Here is a 21,638-nt window from a genome sequence, read left to right on the forward strand (position 1 = left end):
TTTAATTTATCGACTGCAAAAGTAGAACTTATATTTTAGATAGGATTTAATTATCGTGGTTTTATTGTTTTTTCTTGATTATATTAATAAATAATATCCCCCAAGCCAGTATTAATAAGAGTCCACCGATTGGAGTCACAAAACCAATCGCTTTAAAATCAAAAGAAGTAAGTGTATTTGTGGCCAATAAATAAATAGATCCTGAGAATAAAATAACACCAAAAAGCACCAAATTATAGATAGTTTTCTTCGTTTTTTGAGACAAGTCTGTCATTAGTCCAATAAATAATAAAAATAGCGCATGGTACATTTGATAGCGTACTCCAGTCTCAAAAGTGGAAAGTTGCTCTACAGACAGTACTTTTTTTAGGGCATGTGCGCCAAAAGCACCTAGAATTATTGCTATCATTCCAAAAATTGCTCCGGTTGAAATTATTTTTTTGTCCATTTTTTTTTGTTCTATTTTAATTGCAAAAGTATCTCATTGCTATCTAAATTGAAAGAATATTGGTTGATACTTTTTTTGGAGTTTGATTGCTATATTTTCTTTTTTTAGTGTTACTTTTTCTTTTTTAGAAAAAAAATTAAGTTTTAATGTTTGCTATTTGTTATAAATACAACAATTTTGTATGTTTGTGTTATAATTATAGAAAAATGAGAACAATACTTATCATTGGGGCAGGAAGATCAGCGTCATCGTTGATTCAATATCTTCTAAGTAAATCTGAAAAAGAGAATTTACACCTCATTATTGGTGACTTATCGATGACATTAGCCCAAAAGAAAACCAATAATCACCCCAATGCGACTCCTATTGACCTAAATATTTTTGATGAAAATCAAAGGAAAGAAGCGATTCAAAAAGCAGATATTGTTATCTCGATGTTGCCTGCGCATTTGCATATTGAGGTTGCCAGAGATTGTATTGTTTATAAAAAGAGCATGGTTACGGCTTCCTATGTGAGTGATGCCATGCAAGAATTAGATGCAGCTGCCAAAGAAAATAATCTTATTTTCATGAATGAGATTGGTTTGGATCCTGGAATAGATCACATGAGCGCCATGAAAATTATTGATGAAATTGGTGATAAAGGAGGGAAAATGCTTTTGTTTGAATCCTTTTGTGGTGGTCTAGTTGCGCCAGAATCTGATACAAATCTTTGGAATTATAAATTTACCTGGGCGCCTCGTAACGTTGTTCTTGCTGGACAAGGCGGTGCTGCCAAGTTTATTCAGGAAGGAGCTTATAAATACATACCGTATTGTAATCTATTTAGAAGAACTGAATTTCTTGAAGTAGAAGACTATGGTAGATTTGAAGCGTATTCCAATAGAGATTCCTTAAAATACAGAAGTGTTTATAGGTTAGATGATGTACTTACTTTATATAGAGGTACAATTCGTCGGGTAGGATTTTCCAAAGCTTGGAATATGTTTGTGCAATTGGGAATGACGGATGACAGTTATGTTATGGAAGATTCCGAGCACATGAGCTATCGTAAATTCGTAAATTCCTTCTTGCCGTATCATCCTACGGATTCCGTTGAAATAAAAGTGCGTTTGATTCTCAAAATTGATCAGGACGATATTATGTGGGATAAATTAGTGGAGCTGGATTTATTCAACTCCAAAAAAATTGTGGGACTTAAAAACGCTACTCCAGCACAAATACTGGAAAAAATATTGAGTGATAGTTGGACGTTACAGCCCGATGATAAAGATATGATTGTGATGTACCATAAATTTGGATATGAATTAGATGGTGTGAAAAGACAAATCGACTCCAAAATGGTCTGTATTGGCGAAGACCAAACGTATACTGCAATGGCAAAAACAGTGGGTTTGCCGGTTGCCATGGCAACATTGCTGATTTTAAATGGTAAGATTACAACCCCAGGCGTACAACTTCCTATTCGTAAAGAAGTGTATGTGCCTATTTTGAAAGAATTAGAAGAATATGGCGTTGTTTTCAAAGAACAAGCCATGCCATATTTGGGTTATAACCCGATAAAAAATTTTAGTTAATAGTTTTTAGATTTGTAGTTCAATGAATCCGCTTCGTAATGAAGCGGATTTGTTGTTTTAAAATCTATTTAGCCGTTTGAACGGTTATAGGTAAACTATACATGGTTCTAACTGGTTCCTCATTCATTTTACCGGGAATCCATTTTGGGCTCAAGCGTATCACTCTTTCTGCTTCTTCGCCTGTGTTAAAGCCAATGTCTCTTAAGATTTTTGTATCTGTTATGCTCCCGTCTTTTTCTACTATGAAAGTGATGTATACTTTTCCTTTTATTTTGTTAGCTGACGCTTCTTTAGAAATTTGGAAATTTTCGCCTACAAATTTATAGAATTCAACTATCCCGCCCGGAAATTCTGGTTTTTCTGTTAGTCCAGCGATATCGTAAACAGTTTGACTTTGATTAGTCCTTACTTTTTCAGGGGAGACCGTTTTAGCGTCCTGTACTTTGTAAGCCTTGTCATCTCCTTTGTTATAAATACTCAATTCAACTGACGTTGGTCCTTTTGCTTCTTTGAGATTTTTATCCTGCTTACTTGTTGCTGGAGGTGGAGGAGGCGGAACATTTTTTTTCTCTAGATCGGTAAGCTCGTTGAATTTTTTTTCGGATACAATTGTTCCATTTTTATCCTTGATTTTGAAAATGGTATTTTCAAAATACTTTTCCATTCCGGTAAGTTGAGTCTTCGTCTGCTCAGCCTTTACTACTTTTTTTTCTTGAGCTACTACTTTTGTGCAGAGTGAAAATACTAATACAGTCAATAAAGGAATTAGAAGTCCCTTCTTTACTAATGCTCTCGTTGTGGAGGTGGTTTTTGTCATCATAAGTAATCGTTTTTTAGTTATTAAATAATTCAAATTACTGGCCAGGTAAAAAGGTTGGTTCTCGTTTGCTTTCGATAGTAATAAAGATTGGTAAAACGGAACGTTTTTATAGGATGTGACTACTTTCTCATCAGCAAGAAATTCGTGATTGAGCTGTATAGCTTTCTTGTAAAAAATAAAAATAGGGTTGAACCAAAATATCGTTTTGATGATTTCTATAAACAAAATGTCTAAAGTGTGTTTTTGAGTAACATGCGTCAATTCATGGGTATATAATTCCGCTTCAATATTTCGATTATTATAATCCGTTTCGTTGATGAAAATAGAGTTGAGGAAAGTATGCGGCAGTGTTTTTTCAGGCACCAAAATCAATTTGGCGTTTTTATAAGCAATTGGTGAATTCGACTTCATTTTTGCCGAAATCTTGATGACGTTGCTAATAAAACGGATTGCCAAAATCAGTGTTACTAAAGCATACAAACTCCATAATGCTATGGGTAAATAGTTTGTTTCTTCAACTATTTGTGTGCTTCCCTGTAGTACTTGAATGTTTGCAGGAACAGCTGTACTTTTCGCTATTTCCTGAATCACTTCTATTGTAATGAACGGAACTACAAATGAAAATACTAGACTGAACAACAAGTAAAACCTGTTGAATAGGTGCATTTTTTCTTTTTCCAAAAACAAATAATACACTGCCAGTAATACGAATAAGGTAATGGTTAATTTAATTAGAAAGTCTATCATTTTTTCTTTTTTTGAATTTCACTATCTATTATTTTTCTGAGTTCTTCCAATTCTCTTTCTGACAAATTGGTTTCGGTGGTAAAGAAAGAAGCAAATTGTGATGCCGAATTATTAAAGAAATTACTAATCAATCCGTTGACGTGTTTCGAGAAATAATCCGTTTTTTTGACCAAAGGATAATATTCCCGAGAGTTTCCAAATTCATTGTAGGCAACGAATTTTTTGTCAATCATTCTTTTTAAAAGTGTGGCAACGGTTGTGGTTTTGGGTTTTGGATCCGGGAATGCTTCGAGCAAATCCTTCATGAAAGCTTTTTCTAGTTGCCAAAGATGTTCCATCAGTTGTTCTTCGGAGTTAGTTAGTTGTAGCATATTTATTTTTTTTATTTTGTATAAATTTCTTGAATTGGTATACCTTTTTCATAGATCTTGGTTCCGAGTAAAATCCCTTCGGAGTCATAAAATTTCCATTCTCCTGTGGGTAGCCATTCTATCTTTGAATTTATCATGGCTTTGTTTGAAACACCTATTTGTTGAATTTGTCCAGTATTGTGATATTTGATTATATGGCAACTGTTTTTTTTATATTTTTCTTTTGAAAGTAATCTATCGCTCATGAACTCTTTCCAAGTTCCAATCTTATTTCCTTTTTTGTATCTTCCTGTTGCAGTGGATTCGATATTCATGAATTTTTTCGTTTGAATCCATTTACCCGTTTTGAATCCATTTTTAGTTTGATTGACTTTACAGCTAGTTAGGCTTATACATATTATAAGGAGGACAATTTTATAAAGATTTTGCATTTTCATATTCTACAAATTAAAACATTGTTCTACAAATGTAGAGCAAAATCTTTAAAAAACAAATTTTTTTTAAAGATTTTGATTTGGAAGTATTTATTTCTTAGTTAGCGCGTTAGGGATAGCAGCGGCATCCTTTTGTGACAATAGAAAGGGCTAGCGAAGCAAATAAAATTGGAACAAAAGATAGAGCGAATAGCCCGACCTTGTTTCTAAACAGAAGTTTTTATTGAACGAGATATTTCTGAAACGAGGTAACGCCCAAAAAAAATCCGTTCACTCTATGTAGAAGGAACGGATTATTTATTTTGAAAAGGGTTCTCGATACTTTTTTGTTCCGTTGCTCTTCTCAAAAAAACTCGAACGGACGGAATGAGAAATATTATTTCGAAAGTTCTACGAAATATTTATAAAACAATGGGATAGTTTCGATTCCTTTCAAATAATTGAAAATTCCGAAATGTTCATTTGGCGAGTGAATCGCATCGCTATCCAAACCAAATCCCATCAAAATAGTTTTACTTTTCAGTTCTTTTTCGAATAAGGCAACAATAGGAATACTTCCCCCTGAACGAACAGGAATGGCAGGCACACCAAAGGTTTCTGTATAGGCCATGTTCGCCGCTTTGTATCCAATGCTGTCAATTGGAGTCACGTAACCTTGTCCGCCGTGATGCGGTTTTACTTTTACGGTAACGCCTGCAGGAGCAATACTGAGGAAATGTTTAGTGAATAATTCGGTGATTTGTTCCCAATCTTGATTTGGAACTAAACGCATCGAAATTTTAGCGAAAGCTTTGCTTGCAATAACTGTTTTAGCACCTTCTCCAGTGTATCCACCCCAAATTCCATTGACATCAAGTGTTGGACGTATGGAGTTTCTTTCGTTGGTTAAATAGCCTTTTTCACCATAAATATCGTTTAACTCTAGTGCTTTTTTATAGTCTTCTAATTTGAAAGGGGCTTTTGCCATTTCGGCTCTTTCTTCAAGAGATAATTCTTGAACATTATCATAAAAGCCAGGAATGGTAATGTGATTGTCTTCGTCGTGAAGCGAAGCAATCATTTTTGCCAGAACATTTATCGGATTGGCAACGGCTCCGCCATATAGTCCAGAATGTAAATCACGGTTTGGTCCCGTAACTTCTACTTCTACATAACTTAATCCACGTAATCCTGTAGTGATGGATGGTTGTTGATTTGAAATCATTCCGGTGTCAGAAATTAAAATCACATCGTTTTTCAGCTTTTCTTGGTTGCGTTCCACAAACCAACTCAAACTCTTAGAACCCACTTCTTCTTCGCCTTCAATCATGAATTTTACGTTGCAAGGCAAGGTATTGCTTTGGACCATATATTCTAATGCTTTTACATGCATGTACATTTGGCCTTTATCATCACAAGCACCGCGAGCAAAAATGGCGCCTTCGGGATGAATATCTGTTTTTTTAATGACAGGTTCGAATGGTGGAGAAGTCCAAAGTTCGATTGGATCTGCAGGTTGAACGTCATAATGACCGTAAACTAACACCGTAGGCAAGGTTGGATCAATAATTTTTTCACCATACACAATTGGATATCCCGGAGTATCGCAAATTTCAACAAAATCGCATCCTGCTTTTTCCAGACTGGCTTTTACAGCTGCGGCCGAATCGATAACATCTTGAGAATAAGCCGTGTCAGCACTAACGGATGGGATTTTTAATAATTCGATTAATTCGGTAATGAAACGATCTTTATGTTGTTGAACATACGATTTTATATTTTCCATGGATTTAAATTTTATAGTTTCAAAAGTACAAAAAATAGAATAAATATTTTTTCAATAAATTGCTTTGAAAGTTGGAAGATATGTTTATATTTGCACCCACAATTGCGCGGATATGGTGAAATTGGTAGACATGCCAGACTTAGGATCTGGTGCCGCAAGGCGTGTAGGTTCGAGTCCTATTATCCGCACTAAACCCTTAACATTTAACGTGTTAAGGGTTTTTTATTTTTAATCTAGTCAGTATTTAGTCAGTAATTTCTAAAACTCATTAAAAAAACCGCTTTCGAGTTAGATTCTTTTTTCTACTAAATTATATTTAATGAATTTAGACAACACCTAAACTTATAAATGGAATTTATTTAGGAGTAACGGTGAAACCATGTAGTAAAAGTTGATTATAAATTGTAATTGACGCCTTTAATTCCTTTCTTTTGTTAATCGGTTAAAAAAGATTACATTTGATTTGCCTACAAATACCACCTTGGTAGGCTGTCTGTTAGGAAGACAGAAAGTCAAAAGATTTGCAATAAAAAAACCAAAAAACAGACCCACCCATTGAAATAAGAAGCGTTTCCTTTCATTTAAAACAAGGGGGATTCTTATATATAACCTGCTTTATCTAATTTACTCTCTTAAAAATAAATACAATGAAAAAGATATTTTTTGTTCTCTTTGCTTTTTATATAATTACAAATGGTTACAGTCAGACGAGCAATGACTATTACAAAAGGGGTTTTTTAAAAGACAGTTTGCAAGATTATAATGGAGCAATATTAGAGTACACAAAAGCATTAGAAATTAATCCTAACTACTCAAGAGTGTATACAAGTAGGGGAAATGCGAAAGCTAACCTACAAGATTATCGAGGGGCAATTGGTGATTTTACAACAGCAATAGCAATAGATCCAAATGAATCATATGTATATTCCAATAGGGGAAATGCTAAAGTCAACATACAAGACTATCAAGGAGCATTAGCAGATCATACAAAAGCAATAGAAATTGACCCTAATGAATCATTCTCGTATGCTAATAGAGGAGTTGCGAAAGAATATTTAAAAGATTATCAAGGAGCAATTTTAGATTATACTAAAGCATTAGATATAGATCCTAATTATCTATATTATTCCAATAGAGGAAAAGTAAAACTGTACCTAAAAGACTATCGCGGGGCAATTTCAGATTATAACAAGGCAATAGAAACAGACCCTAGCGATGCAGATATCTATGACAATAGAGGAGCTGCAAAAGCCAACTTACAAGACTATCGCGGGGCAATTGCAGATTACAGTAAAGCAATAGAAATTAATCCCGATGATTTATATGCGTATTCTAATCGAGGAAGAGCAAAAAGTGAGTTAGAAGATTATCGTGGAGCAATTGAGGATTATAACAAAGCAATAGAAATTGATTCAAATAATAACAATATATTTAAAAATAGGGGATTTGCCAAGTATAACTTGCAGGATTATCGCGGAGCGATAACAGATTATAATAAATCAATATTACTGTATGCTAGTTATGGAGCTTATTACTTAAGAGGATCTGCAAAAGAAGATTTAAAAGACTTTCAAGGAGCAATTTTAGATTATACCAAAGCAATAGAAATTGATCCTAAGGACGCTTCAGCTTATTTCAGGAGAGGACTTGTGAAAATAAAATTAAAACAAAAAAATAGTGGGTGTTTAGACTTAAGTAAAGCAGGAGAATTAGGATATGAATATGCATACACAGAAATAAAAAATAATTGTAATTAATAAGATCACTAAACTATGGAATTTTTAGATTACGACCCAGACAGGTATCTTAATGATAATAGCGAATTTAATTATAATTATAATTTAAAACGATTTTTAAGAGTAGACGAAGGAGCAACAGAGTTAGACTTTATAAATTCTGAAATACTAAAAAACGAAAAAATAATAGAAGGCATACCTGTGCTAATTGATACTGAGTTGATTCAAATCATTGAAAGTAAACACTCATCTTTACAAAAAACATCCCCAAACTATAAAGAATACATTTTACACCAATTAGAAGTAGAGCGAAAAAAATTAAGCAGAAAAAGACAAGGTTATCTGAATGGAATTGAAGATTTAATAATTAGAAAAAATAGGTTACCTCAACCTGCACAAAAAGTAACCACAGCACAAAACACAAACCCTTTTCCTGAAATATTTAATGGCGATGATGATAAGGCATTTAATGTTTTTAACGATTTTGCAATTGAAGTAACAGATTACTATTTAGATTATAGTTTTATTTTTCAAAAAATGAAGAGTAAAGAAGAAAACTTAATAAAATCAAATTATCGTCATAAATCATTTATGAATTGGCTATTAGAAAATAAATTCATAACGGAAAAAACACATAATGACTTTTTTGACAAAGAGACTTTCAGTTCAAAAGCAGACAAAGGAATGAGACCAACAAGATATTATTCCATTAAAAATAGACACTTCCCTACCGTAACTGATTAATCGGAAAAAACGACCATAAATCGGAATTGAAACGTATTGAATATTTGTGAAACAAAAAACACTTCACAAATGCAAACAGTACAATTTATTTCGACAACCCCAGACCAACTACAAAGTGAAATTAACGCAGGGGTAAAAATCATTTTAGAAGACTTTCTAAAAAACTTCAAACCAAAACAACCAAACGAGTATTTGACACGCAGACACGTGGCAGATATGTTTGATGTTGACATTTCGACAATCTCAAATTGGCAACGAACAGGCAAATTAAATCCATTAGGAATTTCGGGAAGAGTATATTTTTTACGTTCCGAAGTTGAGGCAAGTCTTATTCCCTTAAATGTTTAATTTATGGGTTTAACAGACAACATGCCAAAAAGCGAAGGAGATTTCGAGCCACAATTGCATCCTGACTATGAGACGCAAGAATTTCCAAATTACGAGATACAACAACATCCCGAAAATTAAGGTATTAAAAAAGCGCAACTGTTCAGGTTGCGCTTTCAAATACGTCGTTCAAACGCTTGTTTCAACAGGCAATGTAGAAACTTATACAAAGATAGTCAATTGATGAATAACACAGATATTTTAGCCACGGATTTAAACCTCTGCAATGTAGTGGTAAATCCCCTCTTTATAGAAACCATTGCAAAAAGCTACTGTTTTGAAATAATCGAAAATCGCATCTCAAACTTTTATCAAAGTTGCTTTCCTTTCAACTTTTCAGAAATTACAGGAGCGAAATACAAACATAGCAATCCTTCCGGAATAAATAAAAAAACAAATAATTTTATCATTTATAAAAATGATTTTCAAGTAATGGATTCTCAATTTGATATCAATAAATATTACACAGAAGCAGAATTTTTATGCAATGTTAAACGATTATTTTTAGTTTTAAGATATTTGAATTTAGATGATGATTATACTCAATTAACCGCAATGGTTTTACTAAATATTCAGTCGAGTGGCGCATATAAATTTGATTTAAACGAGTTAATTGATAGGATTGAATCCTATGAAGCTTTGCCAATAAACGAGGCTCTAATCTACTTAAAAAACAGGAACTATATTTTTAATTCAGATTCGAAAATTGATAATTATGAATTTCTAAAACAACTTCGAGAGGCTAAGCTGAAATATAAAACATGGTCGCAACTGTACGCAATTAAAAATTTAGTAGGAGAAGCGATCGACGAAGTTAAATTCATAGATAGAAGACGTTTAGGAATATACCGTAAAGAGTCCAGCATTTATGTAAGTGATTTAATAGACAAGTTCAATAACGCAAGTCTTGGAACAACTAATTTAAGAACTGCAAAAGCTTTTTTAGAGACTCATAAAAAAATGGTACCCGAATTTGTGCAGTATAATATGCGTATAATTATAGTGCGCAATTTGAGGTGCCACAACAGTAGCATTCGTAAATTATCCAATGAAACTGGGATTTTACGTAAAAACTTAGCTTTTTATATCAATTTGAAGCGAGATATTGAAACAATCAAATCAATTCACAATGAAATTTCCTTTTACATTTCTAATATTGATATGTTAGATATCCGAACGAATGGTAAATATTCCGTTATGGTTTCTAATCCTTTACACTTCACATCGTATTCCGACGAAGACGAAAAATAGCAGAGTACTTGCACATAAAAGAAAAAAGACCACTTCAAAAAGAAAACCTTTAAATAAATGAAAAGACATTATCTGTCGCTGCCTTGGTCGTCCGTCGACTTCGATGCACAAGTAAAGGAGATTATACACAATATCAGGAATGAAAATAGTAATCAAAGAATAAAACTAGTTTAATTCTATTCCTCTCAACAGTTTAACTTACTGCCTACTTTAAATATAAAATATCACTAAAAGTGGGTATTGTTTATAGGAGAATAAAATTCGTTATTTGATACAAACTAAAACATAAATTATGAAAAAATCAATGTTGGGAATTGTAATGTTGCTTTGCCTTGCTAGTTATGGACAAAAAATAACATACTCTAAAGATTACTCAGGGAACACAGTTGCAAAAGATGAATATGGCAATGTTATAGCCACTGCGTCAACCAACTATGCGGGAAACATCGTGTGGAAAGATAAATATGGTAACGTAATAAATACCGAATCTAAGGATTATTCTGGAAATACAGTTACAAAAGACAAATATGGGAATAAACAAACTACGCAATCAACTGATTACAGTGGAAATGAAGTTGTGAAAGACCAATATGGGAACGTTTTATATACTTTATCTAAAGACTACTCGGGAAATATTGTTAAAAAAGATAAATATGGAAATGTTTTAGGCACTTATAAAAAGAACTATTCAGGAAATATGGTATACTATCCAAATAATTAAAAAGAAATTATAAAAATTATTTTATGACAAAAATTATTTACTCTCTGGTTCTTTATATGTTGTACTCATCCGCAATGTACTCACAAAATTATCAAGCAAAAGAATATAGCAAAGATGAAACTTTGTACAAGGCAAAAAAATTCGTTTTCACCGAAATAATAGGATCATCAAATGAAGTTGTTGAATTTGAAGCAGTGCCACTTGCGGCAGCAAATTCGGGAGAATTAACAACGCTTTTATTTAAATGTGAAGCCCAACAAAAAGAAGGTTTAGTCCTTGGCTTTTATGGAAGTTACTGGAATCCCACAGGAGTTGTCTATCAAGGATACGATTTTAAGTATTTTGATAAAGATAAAGCAATGGATTTTTTAAATAAAATGCAGGAATCAATCGACAATCATATAAAGTTTTTGAATAAAAATTCAGATATTAACAATATTTACATTCGTTATGATGACATTGATGTATTGATATGGAGTAACGGACCCACATATAAAATTAGGCTTTTTTGGAAAAATTTTGATGCAACTTGGGAGCAAACCGCATTTGAACGCTCCAAACGTAGATTTGAAAAAAAGACTAAATAGAATTCTTATAAACATCTTTATAAGAAATTGTTATTTAAAACGTTAAAAGTAATATTGGTAATATGACAACAACAGAAGAAATGCGGGAGTGGTTGAAAAACCTATCTTAAAAAAAGTCTTTAAGGCAAAAAATAAAAGAAAAAAACATTGTAAAAATGTACAAATTAATTGTAAAAATAATTTTGTCTATTGCTACAGGTGTATTAGTAGGAACCGTTTCAGGGAATCTGGAGAGCAATAAAACAATAACCTATTCTATGAGAAGTGTGGCCGGCAGTTTTGAAATATCAAAGAAGAGATATGATGAATACAATGAAAGAGGCGCGTATGTAAATAAAAAAGTAGCTTTTAATAAAGAGCTGGGTTTTTATTACGGGGCTATTACGGGTTCTTCACTAATTATTTTATTCCTAATACCGGGCCTAATAAAAAAACAAGATGATTAAGTTTCTTTGACAGTAAATTTTAGACCAATTTAAATGAAAAAAATAATTTTCTTATTGGTGTTTTTAATTTTATTAACAATTACTGCTTGCGGTGGCAATAACTGTAAAGAATTGCCAATCAGTTTTAGAAACCACATCAAGCAAAAGAAATTGTTTTAAACTCAACTTTTAAAGTCTCCGACGACGCCGACGTTTCAAATAGTTTATGGATAAGTTCGGCAAAATATTTTAGTTGTGATGGTTTGTTGGGTTTCCTTGTCATAAAAACCGGCAGTAGAGCTTATGTTCATCAAGATATGCCCAATGAAGTTTGGGAAAGTTTCAAAAAGGCAGATTCAAAAGGCAGTTTTTATAGCCGAAATATAAGAGGAAACTACCGCTTGAAATTAGATTAAAAAAGTTGGCAACATTCAATTTGGCACTTACTTAGAATAACAATGATACTAATAAAAAATCAAATCGATAAAACAGAAAACGAAACATTTGATAACGAACAAATGTTGCTTCATTTTGGAGATATTTCGGATGAAATAGATTTGAATGTTTCGGAGGGAATAATTATTATCGATGAAGATTTGGTTGTAATCTATAAAAGCCTCAACATACCAGTAGATGCGAAAATAATAAAATTTGCATATGTTTATAAAAAACTAGAAAAAACATATCGTTTAGAAGCCAAAACATTAATGGAGGTACTTTTTAAAAGAGGAGCTTTTATTAATTTTTCAGAATTGGATTTAATTAATATACTCACAGAGGTACGAAAACAACATAAACTCCAAACCGAAAAGGCACCATTTACAAGTAAGATAGTTTGGTTGAAAAACCAAGACGGCAACAATATATAATAGACACTCTTCTAAAAAGTGTAAGTTTAAAATAATGGGTTTTGGCTTTTTGATTAAAGTTAAACCTTTTGCAATTACCTTTTACTTAACCTGTAGTGTTAAACCAAGAGCGTTAATTATTTGCACAAAATTTGAAATTTGCAAATCGGTTTTACCTTGTTCTATTTTGGCAATATAGGCTCGTTCTTTGCCTATTTGGGCGGCTAGTTGTTGTTGGGTTAAGTGTTTTTCTTTTCGTTTTTCTTTAATCAATTCACCATAATAAAAAGACAATGCGTTTTTAGAAAACACCTCTCTTTCTGGCGTGCCTTGTTTGCCGTATTTATCGTTTAAATAATCATTAGCTGTCGGCAACTCTTTTTTTATTTTTTCTAAATCTAGTTTTGGTCTAGCCATTTTTCTAAAATTTTGATTGCTATTTTTATTTGTTTGTCATAGTCCTTTGTGGATTTTTTCATAAATCCATTCAGGAACAAAATATTTCTGCTTTGTGTTATATTGTCGTGATCTACTGCAAAAACAATAATTCGATATTCGTTATTAACTTGAACGCGCACCTCGTAGAAATCAGTATTTATTAATTTCTTTGCTATTTTAGAATTAATAACGGGTTGCGTTATTATAATTTCTAATAGATAATCTATTTTATCAATTACATTGGTTTCTGAATTGTTTAAAAATTCTAAAAATTCCTGCGTTTTAAAAATTGTCCTCATTATAAATGGTTTACAAATGTAATTAATTCGTTACTATTTTAAATACTATTTGTGGTTTTTTTAATTACCGTTTTTAACAATTCTCATTTGAGGCTCTTTGTTTTGCTGTAATTCTTCGTAAAACTTTTTGAATAAATCGGCGTTGGCGTCTTTGTCTTCTCGTTTATTTATGTAAGTTAAAAATAAACTTTCCTTTGAATGGCCAGTGATATTTATTAAAATTGGGGTTGGTATCTTCTTGTAATAGTTTGTAGCAAATGATCTTCTAAAACAATGCGATGTTATTAAGTCGTACTTTGGATGAAATCCTAATTCTTTTCTATTCGTTTCTGTGTTTAGTTTTTTCCCCTCTACGACGGCACTAATTCCCGCAAGTTTGCAAACCACTTTGATAATGTCGTTTAGTTTTTGGTGCGGAATTTTTCTCGGAAAGTTATTTAAGACCAATTCAGTTACATAAGCAGAAAAAACGCCAACTGTTACACTTTTATTTGTTTTCTTTTGTATTATGTCAATGTAAATACTTTTGCCGTTATATCTAATATTTTCGTTTTCTATACTTAGTAAATCTCCTCCACGTTGCCCAATCTCACAACCTAATAAAATCCAGTTGCGGGCGTTGTTCATTGTTTCGGTCGTTATCGCTAGTCTGTTGGTTAAGTGGGGATTCTCTTTCTTGAATTTGTCTAACACCTCCTGATTTGTAAAGTCGGAGTTTTGGATTTGTTCTAATTCGTAAAACGACAATGTTTGTATGTAGCGATCTTTGTCGCTCTCTCTAAAGTGTTGAATTGTTTTAGAGTAAGGAGTGATAATAATTTCGTTTTTTTCAGCATCAATACAAACCGTTTTTAAAATTTCTAATTGTTTGCCGGCGTAGTTAGTAGAGTAGTTTTTTGAATTAATTAACCAGTTTGTGAATTTTTCAACAAATGGTTCAGTTACCCCAATAAAATGGATTTGTTTTTTAGTAATTTTTTGATACTCTGTAATTATATTTTTGAATAAAGTATAGTTTTTAATGGTACTCTTGCTCAATCCTATTTTAAATCCGCCGTTAATTCTTATTTTGCGGGTGTTGGCGTTATCAATGATATATTCAATATGATTAACTAACAAACTGTTGTCTGTTTTGGTAACTCTTTTAAAACAATTGTTTATTTGAGTTTCCAACCAATAAACATCAATTAAGATTCCTTTTGATAAATCATTGTTGAGGTTGTCAAAAACCCATGTTTCTAACTTGTTCAAACTAGAATGAGTTATTTTGTTTTCGGGATTGTTTTGTTTCGGACGGTCTGTGCCTTTGTCTTTAACTTTTGCGCTCCAGTCTTTCGGGTTAATTGTAAAACCTGTTTTTTTCTTTATAGAAAGAAATTGACTGATAGAAACACGAATGTAAATTTGGGAGTTGTCGGATTTGCCCTGAACTAAAAATTTAATCTTTGCCATATTGTGAACTTTTGAACTTTTGAACATTCAAATATAAAACAATAATACTGACTAAAAAAAATTCTAGTCAGTATTTAGTCAGTAATTAGTCAATAGCATTCATTTTTATTCTATTTCATTCTACTTGTATAATGTTGTTTAAATTACCTTTAAGGGTTGAATTTGTGGGTATTAACGGTTAAATTTATAGTGTTTTAGGACAATGGTACAAAGTGCCAAAATGAGAGGGTAGGCGTGTAGGTTCGAGTCCTATTATCCGCACAAAAAAAGCTTCTCAATCGAGAAGCTTTTTTTATTTTATACTATTTGGTTTCTGGGATTACTCAAAATTTGAGTATAAAAAAACCAGAGCAAGTCTGGGTTTACGTTTTTATAAATTACTGAGTTAATATAAAAGATAGCGACACTTATATTATCTAAAGGCAAAAGCTATTCGGAATGTTTATAGTAAAAAATAGAAAAACAATATAATTAATATTCTAAATTATTCGTCTTCTAGCTTTTCTTCAAATTTTGAATTTCTTACAGACACGACCAATACAAATCATAAAACATAATGTTAATTTGTTTACCGGTATTTCGATGGTTGTTTTTAATTTAGGAGCATGTTAGCCCCACATACAAGACAACGAAGAAGACTAATATTAATGTTAAATCTTTCATGATTTATGGTTTTAGGTTTGCAATATTTTTTATGTGAAAGCTACGATTACAATATTCTTTTTTTGAAATATTTAGATAGTACAATTCTTTCAATTGTTGAGCAAATTTACAAATATAGTCGCTAAAGTGCCAAATTTAATCGATGAAATACACTAAATTAATTATAAATGGTATAATTTTCTTACTTTGAGAATAGAAATAAAACGTGGTTGATTAGTTGTATAAATTCTTACAAACAATCTGTAAGAAATTCCAAATTAAATAAAATTAGTAAAACATTCTTGAAAATATAGTTTGCCTTTTTGTGGAGTAGTTTTAAAGCAGAAAAGCTTCCGCCGCGGCGAAAGCTTTTTTGATACAAATGACTGGAAATTATTTCTCGTCTATCCAAGCATTAATCTTTTTTTCTAATAATGTCAGTGGCATATTGCCAGATTCTAATACTTTTTCATGGAATTTCTTAATATCAAATTTGGCTCCCATTTTATTCTCCGCTTTCTTGCGAAGTTCCATAATCTTCAATTGGCCAATTTTATATGATAAAGCTTGTCCCGGAATCGCCATATAGCGCTCTATGGACGTTGTGATACTTGCCTCATTTTCGGCTTCATTTTCCAATGAGTATTTGATAGCTTGTTCTCTCGTCCATCCTTTGCTATGTAATCCTGTGTCAACTACTAAACGGATAGCACGGTGGATTTCATTACCTAACATCCCAAAATATTGATACGGATCTTGGTATAAACCCAGTTCTTTTCCTAAACTTTCTGTGTATAAAGCCCAGCCTTCGCCATAAGCGCTAAAAAAATTGAATTTTCTAAAATCAGGCAATGATTTATTTTCTTGTTGCAGCGAAATTTGGAAATGATGGCCAGGAATGGCTTCGTGTAAGAATAGATCTTCTGCGGCATAGACATTATAATTTAGCACATCAGGAATAGGTACATAAAAAATTCCGGGGCGCGTTCCATCGGCTGAGCCTTGATTGTATTCTGCAGAGGCTGATTTTTCTCTAAAAGCTTCGGTTCTTCTAATTTCAAATTTTGTTTGGGGTTGTAACGAAAATAATTTATTTACGTTTGGTTTTATTCTTTCATAAATGCTTTGGAAATTTGCAATTACTTCTTGTGGTCTTTTGAAAGGTTTTAGTTCTTTTTTATTTCTTACTTCGACGAAAAATTCTTGTAGTGAACCTTTAAAGCCAACTTGGTTTTTTACTTTTTCCATTTCTATTTTTATACGCGCAACTTCCTTAAGTCCTAATTCATGGATTTGTTCAGGAGTCATTTCAGTAGTCGTCATTTGTTTTGCATAAGTAGCGTATAATTCTTTTCCAAAAGGCAAACTCCCTATTCCGCTAGTTGTTCTTGATGCAGGAAGATATTCCTTGGTCAAGAATTCCGCCATTTTTTTGTATTGAGGAATCAATTTGTTGTTGATTTCTGCCGTGTATTTTGCCGTCAAATCTTTTTTAACTCCATCTGAAAAAGAAGCTGGCATCAATTTTATAGACGAATAAAAAAGATTATCTTCTATTTTTGCGGTTGGCATTTCTGCGAATTGTGGAATTATTTTTAGGGTCAGAGCTTTTGGCATAACAACTCCTTTAGCCATCCCTTTTTTCATATAGACCATTGCCGAATCTATCCAAACAGCATATTTATCGATTCTTTTTAAGAAATTAGTATAATCTTTTTCAGTTTTGAATGGTTGAGCACTAGAGCCTCCCGCAAATTGCCCTATAGTCAGTTGTGTTCCATACATTTGATTAAATGGCATTAAGTTGGTGGGATATTTTAGCATGTTTTTGCCTATTTCAACTTACCATTTTATGATTTGATAGCTATTTTTTTCTTCTTCGGATAACTTGGTAGTGTCAATAGTTTGAATTGCTTTTTGATATTTATCAAAAAATGCGGCTTGAGACTTTCGATATCCATCCGTCATATCAAATTGTAACTGATCGTTATATTCGTTTTGACCATTTTGAGTTGCACCCAATGGGTCTAGCACATTTTTGTCGTCAAAATAATTTTTTGTCAAAGCGGTAAAATCTTCTTTTTTGTTGTCGGATTTGCAATTGACCAGTAAAAACGAACAAGTGATTGTAATAAGAATAGCGGTTAATTTTTTCATATTAGTTGATTATTAAATAGTTGTAGCTAATTTATCTATAATAAATGGATTTGAGGTGATTAATTTTGTAATACTTTAGAGTCTTTTTTATTCTAAATTTTTAGTAATGCACTATTTTTGAATTTCAATTTTCATTTTTTAGTTTATGATCAGCCATGTAATTTAAGTAGTAAATAATATCATCGATTTCTTTCTCTTTTAGATTCGGTAAAGTGGGCATTTTAACCCCGTTTCTAAAAGAGGCCGGATTCTTAATGAAGTCTTTTAATTGTTTTTTGTCCCAATATTCGGTGACACTTTTAGGGTAATTTAATTCCGGTCCCATATTTCCACCAATTTTATTTATGGCGTGACAAGTGACGCAGTTTTTTTCGAATAATTCAAATCCTATTTGAGCTTTTTTGTCTTCTTTTGGAAATAATAATGAAACATTTTGACTGTTAGCGACAAGATGGATTTTGATAAGGTTATAGGGCCATTTGAAATCAGTGTCTTTTGTCGATATCCCTTGGTAAATTAAATAGAAAGGCGCGGCTTTCATTCGATGTCCGTCTTTAATAATTTCCGCCCATAATTTCCCTTCTGGTGCATCCACGTCACTAACTGCAATAAACGATTTAGCCGAAATAAATTTTTTCAAAGACATCATCGGTTTATATCCATCTTCACATTCAAAAATTATCTGATACTGGTCCGCCTTTAAGTTTTTTATAGAGGTATAGGTTTTTAATAATTCTGGTAAAGGAACTGTATTGTAATGCTTGGTGCTGTGGTACACAGGGTCATCATAAACAGTTATTATACTTGTCTGTTGAAATTTGCCTTGCTTTTGTAAAGCGACTAAGTCAATCGTTAGAGAGTCCGAATTAGAAATTACAGTCGGGCTTTGTTTAACAGTTTTAACAACTGTTTTCTTTTGAGAATTTTGTTGGCAACTCAAAGCAAAGAAAAATATGAAAACAAGTATTTTGTATCGAAATTGTCGCATTGTTTTTATGGAGATTGATTGTTAATCAATGTCTGCTAATTTACGAGTAAAAATGGATATTTAAAAGTAGATGGTTTTTAACTTGAATCCAGCGTATAAAAAAATCCCATTTGTTCTAAACCAAATGGGATTTTGAAGTTTTATTTTTCTCCAATCTATTAAAAAAGAATTAAAAAAAAGGAATTTTAACCGTGATATACTCGGGAAGCAATTATCTTATTTTCTTTGATATCAAGTACTTCGGCAACAAGCATTTCAGCCTCTCCGTCCACGGTTCTTATGTATTCCATAAAAACGCGATCGCCATTTGCGGTAAGCGAAGTCACTTTGTAGTTTAAAGTTGGTAATCGTTCAAAAGCATCTTTCCACCAGTCTCGTAAGGCTTGTTTTCCCGCAACAAATCCATTTGTTTCGGGCTTATGGATTTTTAGTTTTGGACTAAAATGCACGGCATCATCGTCATATAATGACAATAGTTTTTCTAATTCTTTGTTGTTAAAAGTTTCAAACCATTTAAAAGCAATTGATTGTAATTTTTCTGGTGTCATGGTGGTAGTTTGTATTTTTAATTAAAAAAATCCCATTTCACGTGAAGTGGAATGGGATTTAATATATAATTTCAAAGAAATATTAAACGTTCTTCAAGTTGATAATTTCTTGCTCCGTTAACAATCTCCAATTCCCTCTCGGTAAATTTTTCTTTGTCAATCCAGCAAAAGAAACCCTGTCAATTCTTAAAACATCATAACTAAAATGTTCAAAAATATTTCGAACCACTTTTACGTTAGACGATCTTAATTGCAATCCAATTTCACTTTTCGCTTCACCATCAATATAACTTACATCTTCCACAAAAACGCGGTGTCCGTCAAGCGTTAAACCTTTGTTGATTTTCTCTAAATCTTCAAATTTCAAGTTTTTATCCAGTGAAACTTGGTATATTTTAGATGATTTTTGACTTGGTAAAGTAAACTTACGGATCATATCCGTATCGTTTGTGAACAATAACAAACCAGTTGTATTTTTATCCATTCTTCCTACAGCACCAATTTTTGCAGTAGTAGAACCTTTAACTAATTCCATTACATTACGATATTCCTGACCTTCGTCCATGGCAGTCGTAAAGTTTTTTGGTTTGTTCAGTAAGATGTAAACTTTTTTCTCCGGTGTCAAAGTTGATCCGTCAAAATTCACTACATCACCCGGTTTTACCATATATCCCATTTCGGTAACAGGAATTCCGTTTACTTTTACAGTCCCGGATTGAATGTAAATATCTGCATCACGACGCGAGCACGCACCTGAATTAGCAATATATTTATTTAAACGAATTTCGTCTTTTACTTTTGGTCTCTTCGGAGCCTGATTTGGTTTTTTCTCTACTTTATCAGTAGCAACTTCGGCAACTTTAGTATTTACTTTAACTTTTTTTGGCCCTTGAGCGCGCTTCTGCATGGCAGGTTTTGGCTTATTCGAACTGGGTCTTGAGCTATTTGCTCTAGGTCCACTTTTCTTATTATTGCCCTCCTTGTTATTCATAATATTCCAATAATTTGCGCAAAGATAGTATTTATATACTTGACAAACGATTTTTGACAATTAGAAAACGCTAACTATCTAATTAATAAGCTGATTAAGGAGTGTTGGTTTGGTTTTTTGTAGCTATTTCCCGCTTTCCACTGTATCTTTTTCTTTTTAAAGGAAAAAAGAAAAAGGATGCCGTTTTAATCGGGGCTAACCAAATGGAGAAAGTAGGAGATTTTTTGATGAAACTATTTTCAACCTTTTTTATGATTTTTAGAAGAAAAACCTAAACCATCAACAATAATCTCTTTCCATGCCATAACACACTTGGATTGATCAGTACAATACAAAATACACCAGCTACAATAATGAATTTTAAAACATTATGAAGCAATAGAAATTGTGCTTTTGTATTGGATTTCGATAAATACAACAAGAAGAAAATTAAGATGATAAGACAAGAGTAAAAATAAATATCCATATACCCTACATCGTAAATTTCAATCAAAATATAAACGGGAAAAATGGTTGAAATGGTCAAAATCGTAATCACTTTCTTCGAAATGGATTCACCGTATATAATAGGGATTGTTTTATAATCGTTGGCCAAATCTCCTTTTAAATTCTCTAAATCCTTAATCATCTCCCGAACAAGCAGCAATAAAAATAAAAAAGTGGCATGGGCAAAAATTACAGCAAACTGATTTTTATAAGTCTCAATATCGCTAAATGAAATTTTTGTATAATAATAAAGCAGGATGGCAAAAAAAGGAATAACAGCCAGCAAAGCCGCCGTCAAATTGCCGATTATTGGGTATTTTTTTATTTTATGGGAATAGAACCAAACTGAAAATATGTAAACAGAAATAAATAGAAAAGCACGCCATGAAACAAACATCGACATTAATGCCGCAATAAAATTAAGCGAAAAGTAAACTGTCAGTTTGGTCTTCTGGCTCACTAATCTATCAAGCATAGACTTATTTGGTCGATTGATTAAATCTTTTTTGCTGTCGTAAAAATTATTAATGATGTAACCGGAAGCAATAGTTAAAGAAGATGCAAATACAATTAAGAATAAATTGAAATCCAGTAGTATATCCAAGGCCCTTATCTCTGGCGCCAAAATAAATATCGCTGAAAGATACTGCGCCAAAATAATAATTGGAATGTTGTACCCTCGAACGACAGAGAACAAACTTATAATTTTCATCAATAAAAGTTTGTGCTGCCTACTTAACATTATGATTATTCGAGTTTAAGGTTTGGGTTTAAAG

At 32.3% G+C, this 21,638-nt stretch carries 24 protein-coding genes and 1 tRNA gene; 11 read left to right on the forward strand and 14 right to left on the reverse strand.

Going from position 1 to position 21,638, the window contains the following annotated elements; genetic code table 11:
* Nucleotides 1–61: 61 nt before the first annotated feature.
* Nucleotides 62–448, reverse strand: coding sequence for a DUF423 domain-containing protein (locus IWX84_RS00940; protein ID WP_196848873.1), 387 nt, complete (start codon nt 446–448; stop codon nt 62–64).
* 206 nt (nt 449–654) lie between these two features.
* On the opposite strand from IWX84_RS00940, the gene IWX84_RS00945 reads away from it, so the two are divergent.
* Entirely contained in the window at nt 655–2,025 is a 1,371-nt protein-coding gene (locus IWX84_RS00945) for a saccharopine dehydrogenase family protein (RefSeq protein ID WP_196848875.1), read from the forward strand.
* Nucleotides 2,026–2,089: 64 nt separating this feature from the next.
* On the opposite strand, the gene IWX84_RS00950 is transcribed toward IWX84_RS00945, so the two are convergent.
* From IWX84_RS00950 to IWX84_RS00965, 4 genes are all read right to left on the reverse strand, one after another.
* Nucleotides 2,090–3,592: an energy transducer TonB gene (locus IWX84_RS00950; RefSeq protein WP_196848876.1), complete on the reverse strand. Its 1,503-nt coding sequence runs from the start codon at nt 3,590–3,592 to the stop codon at nt 2,090–2,092.
* Nucleotides 3,589–3,963 (reverse strand): BlaI/MecI/CopY family transcriptional regulator, encoded by a 375-nt coding sequence (locus IWX84_RS00955; protein WP_196848878.1) that lies wholly within the window; start codon nt 3,961–3,963, stop codon nt 3,589–3,591. Before IWX84_RS00955 ends, IWX84_RS00950 begins: the two co-directional genes overlap by 4 nt.
* An 11-nt stretch (nt 3,964–3,974) precedes the next feature.
* The gene (locus IWX84_RS00960; protein ID WP_196848879.1) at nt 3,975–4,277 is read right to left on the reverse strand and encodes a hypothetical protein; all 303 of its coding nucleotides are present in this window, start codon (nt 4,275–4,277) and stop codon (nt 3,975–3,977) included.
* A 496-nt stretch (nt 4,278–4,773) separates the two neighbouring features.
* The gene (locus IWX84_RS00965; RefSeq protein ID WP_196848880.1) at nt 4,774–6,162 is read right to left on the reverse strand and encodes a dipeptidase; all 1,389 of its coding nucleotides are present in this window, start codon (nt 6,160–6,162) and stop codon (nt 4,774–4,776) included.
* 106 nt (nt 6,163–6,268) lie between these two features.
* Here IWX84_RS00965 and IWX84_RS00970 point away from each other — a divergent pair.
* The 10 genes from IWX84_RS00970 to IWX84_RS01015 all read left to right on the forward strand — a co-directional run bounded on the left by IWX84_RS00970 (nt 6,269) and on the right by IWX84_RS01015 (nt 12,882).
* Nucleotides 6,269–6,350: transfer RNA gene (locus tag IWX84_RS00970), tRNA-Leu, on the forward strand.
* A 459-nt stretch (nt 6,351–6,809) separates the two neighbouring features.
* Nucleotides 6,810–7,919 (forward strand): tetratricopeptide repeat protein, encoded by a 1,110-nt coding sequence (locus IWX84_RS00975; protein WP_196848881.1) that lies wholly within the window; start codon nt 6,810–6,812, stop codon nt 7,917–7,919.
* Nucleotides 7,920–7,934: 15 nt separating this feature from the next.
* A complete protein-coding gene (locus IWX84_RS00980) occupies nt 7,935–8,642 on the forward strand; it encodes a hypothetical protein (RefSeq protein ID WP_196848882.1) in 708 nt (235 codons plus the stop codon).
* A 69-nt stretch (nt 8,643–8,711) separates the two neighbouring features.
* Nucleotides 8,712–8,990, forward strand: coding sequence for a helix-turn-helix domain-containing protein (locus IWX84_RS00985; RefSeq protein ID WP_196848883.1), 279 nt, complete (start codon nt 8,712–8,714; stop codon nt 8,988–8,990).
* Nucleotides 8,991–9,212: 222 nt separating this feature from the next.
* Nucleotides 9,213–10,280 carry a hypothetical protein gene (locus IWX84_RS00990; protein WP_196848884.1) on the forward strand — a complete coding sequence of 356 codons (1,068 nt, stop codon included), beginning with the start codon at nt 9,213–9,215 and terminating at the stop codon, nt 10,278–10,280.
* A 292-nt stretch (nt 10,281–10,572) separates the two neighbouring features.
* The gene (locus IWX84_RS00995) at nt 10,573–11,001 is read left to right on the forward strand and encodes a hypothetical protein (RefSeq protein ID WP_196848885.1); all 429 of its coding nucleotides are present in this window, start codon (nt 10,573–10,575) and stop codon (nt 10,999–11,001) included.
* 23 nt (nt 11,002–11,024) lie between these two features.
* Nucleotides 11,025–11,588 (forward strand): hypothetical protein, encoded by a 564-nt coding sequence (locus IWX84_RS01000; protein WP_196848886.1) that lies wholly within the window; start codon nt 11,025–11,027, stop codon nt 11,586–11,588.
* A 155-nt stretch (nt 11,589–11,743) separates the two neighbouring features.
* Nucleotides 11,744–12,034: a hypothetical protein gene (locus IWX84_RS01005; protein ID WP_196848887.1), complete on the forward strand. Its 291-nt coding sequence runs from the start codon at nt 11,744–11,746 to the stop codon at nt 12,032–12,034.
* A 245-nt stretch (nt 12,035–12,279) separates the two neighbouring features.
* Nucleotides 12,280–12,429 carry a KTSC domain-containing protein gene (locus IWX84_RS15525; protein ID WP_410743747.1) on the forward strand — a complete coding sequence of 50 codons (150 nt, stop codon included), beginning with the start codon at nt 12,280–12,282 and terminating at the stop codon, nt 12,427–12,429.
* A 42-nt stretch (nt 12,430–12,471) separates the two neighbouring features.
* On the forward strand, nt 12,472–12,882 hold the full coding sequence (locus tag IWX84_RS01015; RefSeq protein WP_196848889.1) for a hypothetical protein: 411 nt from the start codon (nt 12,472–12,474) through the stop codon (nt 12,880–12,882).
* Between the two features lie 81 nt (nt 12,883–12,963).
* Here the strand turns inward: IWX84_RS01015 and IWX84_RS01020 are convergent, their stop codons facing one another.
* From IWX84_RS01020 to IWX84_RS01055, 9 genes are all read right to left on the reverse strand, one after another.
* Nucleotides 12,964–13,278, reverse strand: coding sequence for a helix-turn-helix domain-containing protein (locus tag IWX84_RS01020; RefSeq protein WP_196848890.1), 315 nt, complete (start codon nt 13,276–13,278; stop codon nt 12,964–12,966).
* The gene (locus IWX84_RS01025) at nt 13,260–13,598 is read right to left on the reverse strand and encodes a type II toxin-antitoxin system RelE/ParE family toxin (protein ID WP_196848891.1); all 339 of its coding nucleotides are present in this window, start codon (nt 13,596–13,598) and stop codon (nt 13,260–13,262) included. Before IWX84_RS01025 ends, IWX84_RS01020 begins: the two co-directional genes overlap by 19 nt.
* A gap of 60 nt (nt 13,599–13,658) precedes the next feature.
* Nucleotides 13,659–15,050: a phage integrase SAM-like domain-containing protein gene (locus IWX84_RS01030; RefSeq protein WP_196848892.1), complete on the reverse strand. Its 1,392-nt coding sequence runs from the start codon at nt 15,048–15,050 to the stop codon at nt 13,659–13,661.
* 1,035 nt (nt 15,051–16,085) lie between these two features.
* The gene (locus IWX84_RS01035) at nt 16,086–17,516 is read right to left on the reverse strand and encodes a DUF885 domain-containing protein (protein ID WP_317192083.1); all 1,431 of its coding nucleotides are present in this window, start codon (nt 17,514–17,516) and stop codon (nt 16,086–16,088) included.
* 18 nt (nt 17,517–17,534) lie between these two features.
* Nucleotides 17,535–17,849, reverse strand: coding sequence for a hypothetical protein (locus tag IWX84_RS15495; RefSeq protein WP_317192084.1), 315 nt, complete (start codon nt 17,847–17,849; stop codon nt 17,535–17,537).
* 124 nt (nt 17,850–17,973) lie between these two features.
* Nucleotides 17,974–18,837: a c-type cytochrome gene (locus IWX84_RS01040; RefSeq protein ID WP_196848893.1), complete on the reverse strand. Its 864-nt coding sequence runs from the start codon at nt 18,835–18,837 to the stop codon at nt 17,974–17,976.
* Between the two features lie 185 nt (nt 18,838–19,022).
* Nucleotides 19,023–19,385, reverse strand: coding sequence for a nuclear transport factor 2 family protein (locus IWX84_RS01045; protein ID WP_196848894.1), 363 nt, complete (start codon nt 19,383–19,385; stop codon nt 19,023–19,025).
* A gap of 82 nt (nt 19,386–19,467) precedes the next feature.
* Nucleotides 19,468–20,376 carry a pseudouridine synthase gene (locus tag IWX84_RS01050; protein WP_196848895.1) on the reverse strand — a complete coding sequence of 303 codons (909 nt, stop codon included), beginning with the start codon at nt 20,374–20,376 and terminating at the stop codon, nt 19,468–19,470.
* 271 nt (nt 20,377–20,647) lie between these two features.
* The gene (locus IWX84_RS01055) at nt 20,648–21,604 is read right to left on the reverse strand and encodes a geranylgeranylglycerol-phosphate geranylgeranyltransferase (RefSeq protein ID WP_196848896.1); all 957 of its coding nucleotides are present in this window, start codon (nt 21,602–21,604) and stop codon (nt 20,648–20,650) included.
* Nucleotides 21,605–21,638 lie beyond the last annotated feature (34 nt).

Origin of the sequence: Flavobacterium sp. CG_9.10 (genome assembly GCF_015752245.1) — a bacterium.
GTDB lineage: Bacteria > Bacteroidota > Bacteroidia > Flavobacteriales > Flavobacteriaceae > Flavobacterium.

Bases quoted from the DNA above. Each gene is read 5' to 3' on its own strand.
- IWX84_RS00960 (WP_196848879.1), bottom strand. From the start codon at position 4,277: ATGAATATCGAATCCACTGCAACAGGAAGATACAAAAAAGGAAATAAG.
- IWX84_RS01000 (WP_196848886.1), top strand. From the start codon at position 11,025: ATGACAAAAATTATTTACTCTCTGGTTCTTTATATGTTGTACTCATCC.
- IWX84_RS00940 (WP_196848873.1), bottom strand. From the start codon at position 448: ATGGACAAAAAAATAATTTCAACCGGAGCAATTTTTGGAATGATAGCA.
- IWX84_RS00995 (WP_196848885.1), top strand. From the start codon at position 10,573: ATGAAAAAATCAATGTTGGGAATTGTAATGTTGCTTTGCCTTGCTAGT.
- IWX84_RS15495 (WP_317192084.1), bottom strand. From the start codon at position 17,849: ATGAAAAAATTAACCGCTATTCTTATTACAATCACTTGTTCGTTTTTA.
- IWX84_RS01025 (WP_196848891.1), bottom strand. From the start codon at position 13,598: ATGAGGACAATTTTTAAAACGCAGGAATTTTTAGAATTTTTAAACAAT.
- IWX84_RS01030 (WP_196848892.1), bottom strand. From the start codon at position 15,050: ATGGCAAAGATTAAATTTTTAGTTCAGGGCAAATCCGACAACTCCCAA.
- IWX84_RS01050 (WP_196848895.1), bottom strand. From the start codon at position 20,376: ATGAATAACAAGGAGGGCAATAATAAGAAAAGTGGACCTAGAGCAAAT.
- IWX84_RS01035 (WP_317192083.1), bottom strand. From the start codon at position 17,516: ATGCTAAAATATCCCACCAACTTAATGCCATTTAATCAAATGTATGGA.
- IWX84_RS00955 (WP_196848878.1), bottom strand. From the start codon at position 3,963: ATGCTACAACTAACTAACTCCGAAGAACAACTGATGGAACATCTTTGG.
- IWX84_RS00985 (WP_196848883.1), top strand. From the start codon at position 8,712: ATGCAAACAGTACAATTTATTTCGACAACCCCAGACCAACTACAAAGT.
- IWX84_RS00990 (WP_196848884.1), top strand. From the start codon at position 9,213: ATGAATAACACAGATATTTTAGCCACGGATTTAAACCTCTGCAATGTA.
- IWX84_RS00965 (WP_196848880.1), bottom strand. From the start codon at position 6,162: ATGGAAAATATAAAATCGTATGTTCAACAACATAAAGATCGTTTCATT.
- IWX84_RS00945 (WP_196848875.1), top strand. From the start codon at position 655: ATGAGAACAATACTTATCATTGGGGCAGGAAGATCAGCGTCATCGTTG.
- IWX84_RS00975 (WP_196848881.1), top strand. From the start codon at position 6,810: ATGAAAAAGATATTTTTTGTTCTCTTTGCTTTTTATATAATTACAAAT.
- IWX84_RS01005 (WP_196848887.1), top strand. From the start codon at position 11,744: ATGTACAAATTAATTGTAAAAATAATTTTGTCTATTGCTACAGGTGTA.
- IWX84_RS00950 (WP_196848876.1), bottom strand. From the start codon at position 3,592: ATGATAGACTTTCTAATTAAATTAACCATTACCTTATTCGTATTACTG.
- IWX84_RS01045 (WP_196848894.1), bottom strand. From the start codon at position 19,385: ATGACACCAGAAAAATTACAATCAATTGCTTTTAAATGGTTTGAAACT.
- IWX84_RS01040 (WP_196848893.1), bottom strand. From the start codon at position 18,837: ATGCGACAATTTCGATACAAAATACTTGTTTTCATATTTTTCTTTGCT.
- IWX84_RS01055 (WP_196848896.1), bottom strand. From the start codon at position 21,604: ATGTTAAGTAGGCAGCACAAACTTTTATTGATGAAAATTATAAGTTTG.
- IWX84_RS01020 (WP_196848890.1), bottom strand. From the start codon at position 13,278: ATGGCTAGACCAAAACTAGATTTAGAAAAAATAAAAAAAGAGTTGCCG.
- IWX84_RS00980 (WP_196848882.1), top strand. From the start codon at position 7,935: ATGGAATTTTTAGATTACGACCCAGACAGGTATCTTAATGATAATAGC.
- IWX84_RS01015 (WP_196848889.1), top strand. From the start codon at position 12,472: ATGATACTAATAAAAAATCAAATCGATAAAACAGAAAACGAAACATTT.